The following is a 7,017-nucleotide window of genomic DNA, read 5'->3' as shown; positions in this document are numbered from 1 at the left end:
CGACTCCGCATCTACCAGGGGCCTCGCCGCATCACCGGCCGGATCCGCCTACCGCAACCAGCCCGTGACCAGCACGATCAGGATGGAAAAGGCTCACTGCTCGACCGAGGCCACATCGGCGCGTTGCGCCAACGGAGCCGCGACCTCCACGACGACCCCGGCCGGGATGGCTTCCATAGTGCAGATCTGCTCGCCCTCGAACAGACCACAACCGGCGGTGACGAACGCGACGCCCACGGCCATAATTCGGGAAGTGAGCACGCCGAAACTAGTGATCTCCATGGGGATTCCTATGAGCTGCCGACCGGGTCACCCAACTATCGAATGCCCTGCGGAAACACACAATGGGTTCTCGGACTTTCGTTGCCGGATCGTGGCGTCGATCGGCGCAGCGAGTAATCATCTCGTCGGCTTGATCGGGTTGCGCTAATCTGTGCCGATGATTCGTGGTCGGCTTGTGGCTTCGCTGGCGGTGTTCGCGCTGGCCAGTGGATGCGCTCAAGGGAAAACAGACGATTCCTCGTCTCCGCGTGCCGAAGGTGCGACGGAGAGTGCGGCGCCTTCACCGAGCGCGAGTGCGCGCCCAGAGTTCAGTCCCGGGGAAGTGCAGTCGGCCTGGTGGAGTTGGGCCGCCGGTGCACCCTCAGGGCGTAATCCCGTCGAGGACACGACAGGGGGTTACTGCGCCGAAGGCCAGCCGTCCGATCTTTGGTTCCTCGCCGGAACCTTCGGTGGTTCGGTGAAGCGCCGGTGCGCCGTTCCAGCGGACCGCACGCTGGTGGCGCCCATCGTCAATTTGGTCGCGACCCAAGAAGACTGTGCGGCGTTCATGAATGCCGCGTCCGGCAGTTTCATGCTGGACGGAAAGAAGACGGAACTTCAACGGTGGTCGGCCACACCGGTCACGGTCACCGGGGTCGCTGGCAACCCGGTCACTCAGGCTGAAGGTCAGACGCAGGGATACGGCTGCGGGCTGTGGGCCACCGTCCCGCCGCTGGCGCCCGGTGCCCACGAGGCCAGCATCCGAGGAACCAGCGGAGACCTCCGCGTCTCAGTGGACTACGAATTGACCGTCACGAAGTGACCGACGGCTAGACGTACAACCCTGTGGCCGAGCACATCTAGGACGGCGGGAGTGTCATATCGGCCATGACCTGGTCGATGAAGTCGATGAGGGGCTCGTCATTGGCGCCGATCCGGCGCAGCGCGGCCATCCCGAGATAGCTTCCGTAACCCCCGACGACGCGTCGCCGGGCGACGTCGGGGGGCATGCCCATCTCCTCCAGCGCGGCCTGCATGAAGCCCAGGCGCCGCTCGCTCACCCGCCGGGCGGTCTCAGCGATCCCGGGATCGTCGGCGGCGCTGATCAGCCGGAAGGAGATCGCCGCGTCGATGGAATCGGCCATGGTGTTCTCCAGCAGGGTGTACATCCGCAGCACGGGATCACCGATCTCGTTCAGCGTCGCGATCGCCTTCTCGGTGTCCTGCTCCCACAGCGCGAGCGCGGCCTCGACCAGCGCGCGCCTGTTGCGGAAGTGCCAGTAGAAACTGCCCTTGGTGGTGCCCAGCCGTACCGCTATCGGCTCCACCGCGACGGCGGCCGGCCCGCCCTCCGCGAGGGCTTCCAATGCCGCCTGGGCCCAATCGCCGGCCGACAGGCGGCTCACGTTGCCAACCTCACATTTCCAGTCTCCCATACGCAGGCGTATGGTGCTTCCATACGCTGCCGTATGGAGGCTGACATGGTCTACAACATGCACGAGCGATTCATCGACGCCCAACCCGAGCGGGTCTGGGAACTGCTCGCCACGATCGGCGGCGAGGAGGATCGGCTCTGGCCGGAGGGAGCGGGTTCCTTCCGGCTGCCGGAGGGCCTCGGGCCGGGCGCGCCGGTCGAGCACTCCACGCTCCGCTACTGCGTCGGGGCGGTGGAACCTGGGCGCCGACTGTGGTTCGACACGGGCAAGCAGCTCAGCGGCGGACACGGATTCACCCTTCACCCCCAGCACGGGGGCACGCTCGTACGACATGAGCTGAAGGGACGCACCGGCGGGATGTTCCGGCTGATGTGGCCGCTGATCATCCGCCGGCAACACGACACCGTGATCGAAAAGGTCCTGAACAACCTCGAACGCGAGGCCACCCCCAGGGCCGAGAGTCCGCGGTGATTCCAATGATCCACAGGAAGGGCCTCGGGGCCTGCGACGGTCGGATGCCGGGTGTCCTTGACGTACGCCGCCGCGATGACGATCGCGAGGCAGCGTCCGCTCGGGACGTCCAGTCCCGGCGGCGGATGCGCGGGAGTTCGGGCTACGGAACCCAGCACTTCGTCATCCGGGCGCCGTTGTCCTACGCGACCTGGAATTTGAGCAGACGTCGGCCAGCGAGTGAGCCTCGGCGACGTGCGCATCCCTCGGTCCTCCCACCGGCTTCCTGCGGGCCGACAGCACCCACAAACTGATCGACCAGCCAGAAGTCGGCAACAAGGTGCTGGCCACCGATCCCGAGACCGGCAAGACCACGCCCCAGACGATCCTTACCCCCTACGACAACTCGGGCACCAAGCAGCTAGATCACCATCGACACCGACGGCAAGCACGGCGCCCGGCTTCGACGAACGTGCCGTTCGTGGGACAGTGTCATCTTCTGTCAAGGTGGTGAGGTCGTCGATATGCCACTTCTTGGATTCCTCGGCGGGTGAGTATGGAGCGACTGGTGGCGTGGAGCCGGGAATTCCGGCTATGGCATTACTCGGTCAGCTATTCTCAACTCCTTGTTCGGAGTGTGAATGTTCCGGACACAGAAACGCGCATCGACGTTCTATTTAGCAATGTCCGGCGTATTCTTGTTGGGTGCGAATATGAAACCCTCGTCATCGACAAACTCGAGATGGGTGATGCTGGGCATGAGATGGTGAACGCTTACGAGAGTTGGCAAAAGGTTTTTTTGGTCAATGCTGGCCCGGATTTCGTTATTGCGTCGCACTGTCAGTGGCATGAGGACGTGGGAGATGCTCGAACGCCTTCGAAGTTCGGGCCCTTCCGACGGACGGACTGAGCGTTTTCCATCCTCAGTCTGAGATTGAGGGGCACCGTGTTTCCGGACCGCTTCTTGATGGGTGCCCTGCGTGCAGGTCTACGTTCCGGGTGAGGCGGATGTCGGGCAAACCGGTGGCGGCGGGCCTGGCGGGTGGACGGGACGGCGGCAGTGGTGTTCAGGGGAGTCGGCGGCGCGAAGTCCAAACTGACCGATGGCAGGCGACGTGCCTACAAGAGGCGCGCTGGGTGCCGGACCGACCGTCCACAGCTGGATCAAGGACCAGCGGTGGACGCTCGCGTGGATCGTCTTCCCTCGCGCAGGTGAGGTGTCGGGTACTTGCGGGGGAGGCACGGGGGCAGGCGGCGAAGGAGGCTGACCGGGCGAGGGCATCCTTCTTCGACCCGGAGGTCATGTGTGAACGTCTTGCCCGCCTCCGGCGCCATGGTGGCTTCGTCCCGTTGGTGGCGGCGGTGGCCGTCGTGGGCCGGCTACGTCGCCTGCGGATGGGCCTTGGTGTACGGAGGTGTCCTCCTCACGATCGCCTCGAGCGGCAGAACGCTCTACGACATCCCGTACTTGGGCTGGGCGGCCGGGGCCACGCTGTTCATGGGGGCGAGCGTGGCCCTGGCGACGGTGCGCGAGTGGGGACGGCGACTGCCGTCGTCCGTGGTGTCGGCGGGCCTGTGGATCATGGTGGTGCTCGCGTTGGCGGGCAGCGCGTTCGTGCTGCTCAACCTGATCGAGTTGGCCGTCGACGGCACCGTTCGCGATCGGGACGGGCGCTCGGACTGGGACGGCTTCGGCCAGCGGCTCGGCTTCGCCGCCGTGGCGGCCTTGTTCTTCGCGACGGCACTGTCGTGGCGGCATCGCACGCGGAACAGCTGCCCGCGGTGCGGCCGCCCGGCCCACCCGCCGGGCTCGGTGTCGGCCGTCGTCCGTCCCGAGCCGCCGGCACCCGGCCGCATCCGCCGCATCGCTCATCTCGGAGGCCTGGCGGTTGTTCCCTACTACGGCTGCCATCTGCTGCGCTTCGCCGACGCGCCACCATTTCGCGGTGGGGACCTCGCGGCCCCCGGTGATCTGTTCATTCCGGCCTTCATCCTCGGCACCGCCCTGCCCGCCGAGTTCCTCCTCCAGGGACTGGTGCACAAATGGGGGACGACCTTCCCTCGCTGGACGCTGTGGCTGTCCGGCAAGCGGGTGCCGCGCTTCCTGCCTCTGGCCCCGGTCTGGCTGATCGCGCCGACCCTCGCGGCCTACGGTACGGGCATCTGGATCTTTCTCCTTCTCCAGTTCGCCGGCGTCCTGAACATGAACGGCTCGCGTTCCGAGGTCATTCTCAGCTGCGCCGCCGCCACCGCGTTCGCCGGTTACGGATGGGCTCTGGCCATCGCGGCCGTGTCCTATCAGCGACGTACTCGCCCCCGCTGCGTACTCAGCCCGCCATCTCGAACGGGACCCGTATCCGCCACCCCCTCGTGATAGCCCCCGGTGTTGGGGTGCGATGCGCGAACAGAAGGCATGAGCGTGCTGATGCATCGTTCTCCGAGCTCGGCGCGACCAATGAAGGTCGGCGCGTGAATGCTCTCCGTCATGCCTCATTCGGCTCCGCTGTGCGACGGTCTACCGACTTCCACGAGCTGTGGACGTGGGGGCGCGCTCGATGACCAGGCAGTGCTGCGGTGGACGGTTGAGCATCCGGGCTGCGGCAAGATAGCGCGCCGATGACGGCTTGCCCTTGGGAACGGACTCGGCGGCCACGATCGCGTCGAACGCATCGTCCAGGCGCAGGACGCGGAGGGCCGCGGAGACCTCTGGGATGGTCGAGTCAGTGACCAAGGCGAGTCGGTGTCCCGTCCCGCATAGGGCCATGACCAGTTCGACGCTCCGGGGGAGGGGTGGAGGTCGGTCTCAGCGAGAGCGCGGTATGACCGGGCGTTGGCGGCCAGGACGTCGTCGATCTCCCCCAACCGGTTCGGCGCGCGGTGGGTGAGGAACGCTCGGAAACCTTCGTGTGCCGTCCGTCCGGTGAAGAAGGTTCGGTTGTCTTCGGCCGTCAGGGACAGAGCGGCTTCGTTCGCGGCTTGGTGGGCCGCGCGCTGGTGTAGGGCGGTGTCGTCCACCAGGACGCCGGTCAGGCCGACGAGGACGGCCGGAGTCACTGGGCCGGGGCGTTCTCGGGGACGGGCATGAGCGCCCAGACGATCTTGCCCTGGCCGGTGGCGGACGCGCGGATACCCGTGTCCTTGGCGTATGCGGTGATGATCGCAAGCCCGCGTCCGCTCAGGGCGTCGAGGCCGGCTGCGGATGCGCCGGGAGTTCGGGGGACGGATCCCAGCACTCCAGCACCGGGGCGCCGTTGTCCAACGCGACCCGGATTCTGAGCAGATGTCCGCGTGCCGCTTCGATCGCATTCGTCACGATTTCGCTCATGACGACCGTCGAGTCATCGATCAGGTCCCGGCCGTAGCCCCAATTGAGAAGGGCATAACGGACGAGTTCGCGGGCGAGTGCGACCGAAGAGTCCACTCCGAGCAGGGTCATCCGGATTTCGTCCGATTCAGGCATTTGGACCACTGGCACTTGGTCGTTCATTTCCGCCGTCCCCTTCTTCTGTGATCTGGCACACAGGATCGGCGTTCGAGAGCTAATGTGTTGTGCATCGGGATCCGCTGGATACACCTGGAGGTTCGGTGAGTGTTCGGGAGACGATCGATCCGAACTCTTCGCTCTGGGCCTGGTTGGCCTTTGACCTGTGGTTTTATCGCACTCAAAGGGGGCTATCGCTCGCCCAGGTGAGCCTGATCGCAAAGGCGGCTCGTGGCACCGTATCCAACTGGGAGGCCGGGCGACTCAGGCCGCAAGACGATCACATGAAGCGACTTGACGAGGCGTGGAATACCGGCGGCCACTTTCAGCGGTTGTTGTACTACGCCCGTACTGGACACGACCCTGACTGGTTCAAACAGTACATTCAGTATGAATCGGCGGCTGATGTGATCAAGATTTATCACGGTCAGTCACTTCCGGTTCCGGTGCAGACTTATGAATATGCTCGGGCGTTGCTTTCAGCTGGCGCAGGCGCCGAAGACATCGAAGGCGCATTGGAGGTTCGGCTCAAGCGACAGGAGATCCTGGGCCGGTCAAAACGGCCGAGGTTGTGGATCTTGGTCGACGAGACGGTGTTGGATCATCTCGTCGGTGGCAGGGAGGTCATGGCCGACCAACTCCGCAGGCTGCTTGACCTTGGGGAGTCACCCCACATCACTATCCGTATCGTTCCTTCATCTGCAGGCGCTCATCCGGGCTTTGATGGGCCGTTCCAAGTCCTCACGGTTCGTAACCGAGACATCGCTTACGCGGGAGCACAGATCGGTGGGCGGCTGATCGAGGCCGGTGACGAGGTCCGCACTCTCACGATACGGTTCGACGAGATCGGTGCCGAGGCACTGTCTCGGTCCGCTTCGAGGTCTCTGATCGAACAGAAGCTGAAGGAACTGTCTTGACGAAGTGGCGGAAGAGTTCGTACAGCGGCGGTGTCAATGATGAAGCCTGTGTTGAACTGGCGAGCCTCGGCGGAAGTATTGGCGTTCGGGATTCCAAGGACCCGCAGGGGCCCCGGCTCGGGTTGAGTTCGCGGGAATTCGGCGGGCTGTTGGTGCGCATCAGGCGTGGGGAATTGGACCTTTGCCAGAATGCTTCATGACAGCTGATCAAGCCGTTGACCTGGAGCTTCCTGTGATCAGGTGGCGCAAGAGTTCGCGTAGCGGCGGCATGCACGACGACGCTTGCGTTGAGGTTGCCCAACTCGATGGCGTGATCGGGGTGCGGGACTCCAAGGATCCGGGTGGGCCTCGGCTCGGGGTTGTGCCTGGGGAGTTCGGACGGCTGCTCGCTCGTGTCCGGCGTGGGGAGTTCGACCGCTGATTTCAGGTTCACCTTGGTAGTGGTCCCTGCGGGGGCGTCTCCGCCGTATCG

The 7,017-nt window shown here is 64.9% G+C and carries 9 protein-coding genes and 1 pseudogene; 6 read left to right on the top strand and 4 right to left on the bottom strand.

Features of this window, described 5'->3' with window-relative positions; all coding sequences use genetic code 11:
* Window positions 1-93: 93 nt before the first annotated feature.
* On the bottom strand, window positions 94-282 hold the full coding sequence (locus AB0C35_RS25615) for a hypothetical protein (RefSeq protein ID WP_358460443.1): 189 nt from the start codon (window positions 280-282) through the stop codon (window positions 94-96).
* Between the two features lie 157 nt (window positions 283-439).
* Between AB0C35_RS25615 and AB0C35_RS25610 the strand changes: the two genes are divergently transcribed.
* Complete coding sequence (locus tag AB0C35_RS25610) at window positions 440-1,084, top strand: signal protein (RefSeq protein ID WP_358460440.1); 645 nt, start codon at window positions 440-442, stop codon at window positions 1,082-1,084.
* Between the two features lie 37 nt (window positions 1,085-1,121).
* Here AB0C35_RS25610 and AB0C35_RS25605 read toward each other — a convergent pair whose 3' ends face one another.
* Window positions 1,122-1,667 carry a helix-turn-helix domain-containing protein gene (locus AB0C35_RS25605; RefSeq protein ID WP_358460437.1) on the bottom strand — a complete coding sequence of 182 codons (546 nt, stop codon included), beginning with the start codon at window positions 1,665-1,667 and terminating at the stop codon, window positions 1,122-1,124.
* A 75-nt stretch (window positions 1,668-1,742) separates the two neighbouring features.
* Here AB0C35_RS25605 and AB0C35_RS25600 point away from each other — a divergent pair, with 75 nt between their 5' ends.
* Together AB0C35_RS25600 and AB0C35_RS25595 are read left to right on the top strand one after the other, a co-directional pair.
* Entirely contained in the window at window positions 1,743-2,168 is a 426-nt protein-coding gene (locus AB0C35_RS25600) for an SRPBCC family protein (protein WP_358460434.1), read from the top strand.
* Between the two features lie 1,489 nt (window positions 2,169-3,657).
* Entirely contained in the window at window positions 3,658-4,521 is an 864-nt protein-coding gene (locus AB0C35_RS25595) for a hypothetical protein (protein WP_358460431.1), read from the top strand.
* 141 nt (window positions 4,522-4,662) lie between these two features.
* On the opposite strand, the pseudogene AB0C35_RS25590 reads toward AB0C35_RS25595, so the two are convergent.
* Both AB0C35_RS25590 and AB0C35_RS25585 read right to left on the bottom strand, forming a co-directional pair.
* Window positions 4,663-4,932, bottom strand: a pseudogene (locus AB0C35_RS25590) (HAD family hydrolase); the annotation flags it as partial.
* Between the two features lie 390 nt (window positions 4,933-5,322).
* Window positions 5,323-5,634, bottom strand: coding sequence for an ATP-binding protein (locus AB0C35_RS25585; protein ID WP_358460428.1), 312 nt, complete (start codon window positions 5,632-5,634; stop codon window positions 5,323-5,325).
* Between the two features lie 98 nt (window positions 5,635-5,732).
* Here AB0C35_RS25585 and AB0C35_RS25580 point away from each other — a divergent pair, with 98 nt between their 5' ends.
* From AB0C35_RS25580 to AB0C35_RS25570, 3 genes are read left to right on the top strand one after another with little or no spacing between them, the layout of a single operon-like run.
* Entirely contained in the window at window positions 5,733-6,545 is an 813-nt protein-coding gene (locus tag AB0C35_RS25580; RefSeq protein ID WP_358460425.1) for a helix-turn-helix transcriptional regulator, read from the top strand.
* Window positions 6,542-6,745 (top strand): DUF397 domain-containing protein, encoded by a 204-nt coding sequence (locus tag AB0C35_RS25575; RefSeq protein WP_358460423.1) that lies wholly within the window; start codon window positions 6,542-6,544, stop codon window positions 6,743-6,745. The genes AB0C35_RS25580 and AB0C35_RS25575 overlap by 4 nt, the downstream gene beginning before the upstream one ends.
* Window positions 6,742-6,966, top strand: coding sequence for a DUF397 domain-containing protein (locus AB0C35_RS25570; protein ID WP_358460421.1), 225 nt, complete (start codon window positions 6,742-6,744; stop codon window positions 6,964-6,966). The genes AB0C35_RS25575 and AB0C35_RS25570 overlap by 4 nt, the downstream gene beginning before the upstream one ends.
* The last annotated feature ends 51 nt before the right edge of the window (window positions 6,967-7,017 follow it).

It is taken from the genome of Spirillospora sp. NPDC048819 (assembly GCF_040650055.1).
Lineage (GTDB): Bacteria > Actinomycetota > Actinomycetes > Streptosporangiales > Streptosporangiaceae > Spirillospora.
This window is presented reverse-complemented; position numbering and strand designations above follow the sequence as displayed.

What these genes read in the sequence shown, in the direction of transcription:
- AB0C35_RS25615 (WP_358460443.1), bottom strand. Translation starts at nt 282, where the DNA reads ATGGAGATCACTAGTTTCGGCGTGCTCACTTCCCGAATTATGGCCGTG.
- AB0C35_RS25610 (WP_358460440.1), top strand. Translation starts at nt 440, where the DNA reads ATGATTCGTGGTCGGCTTGTGGCTTCGCTGGCGGTGTTCGCGCTGGCC.
- AB0C35_RS25600 (WP_358460434.1), top strand. Translation starts at nt 1,743, where the DNA reads ATGGTCTACAACATGCACGAGCGATTCATCGACGCCCAACCCGAGCGG.
- AB0C35_RS25585 (WP_358460428.1), bottom strand. Translation starts at nt 5,634, where the DNA reads ATGAACGACCAAGTGCCAGTGGTCCAAATGCCTGAATCGGACGAAATC.
- AB0C35_RS25570 (WP_358460421.1), top strand. Translation starts at nt 6,742, where the DNA reads ATGACAGCTGATCAAGCCGTTGACCTGGAGCTTCCTGTGATCAGGTGG.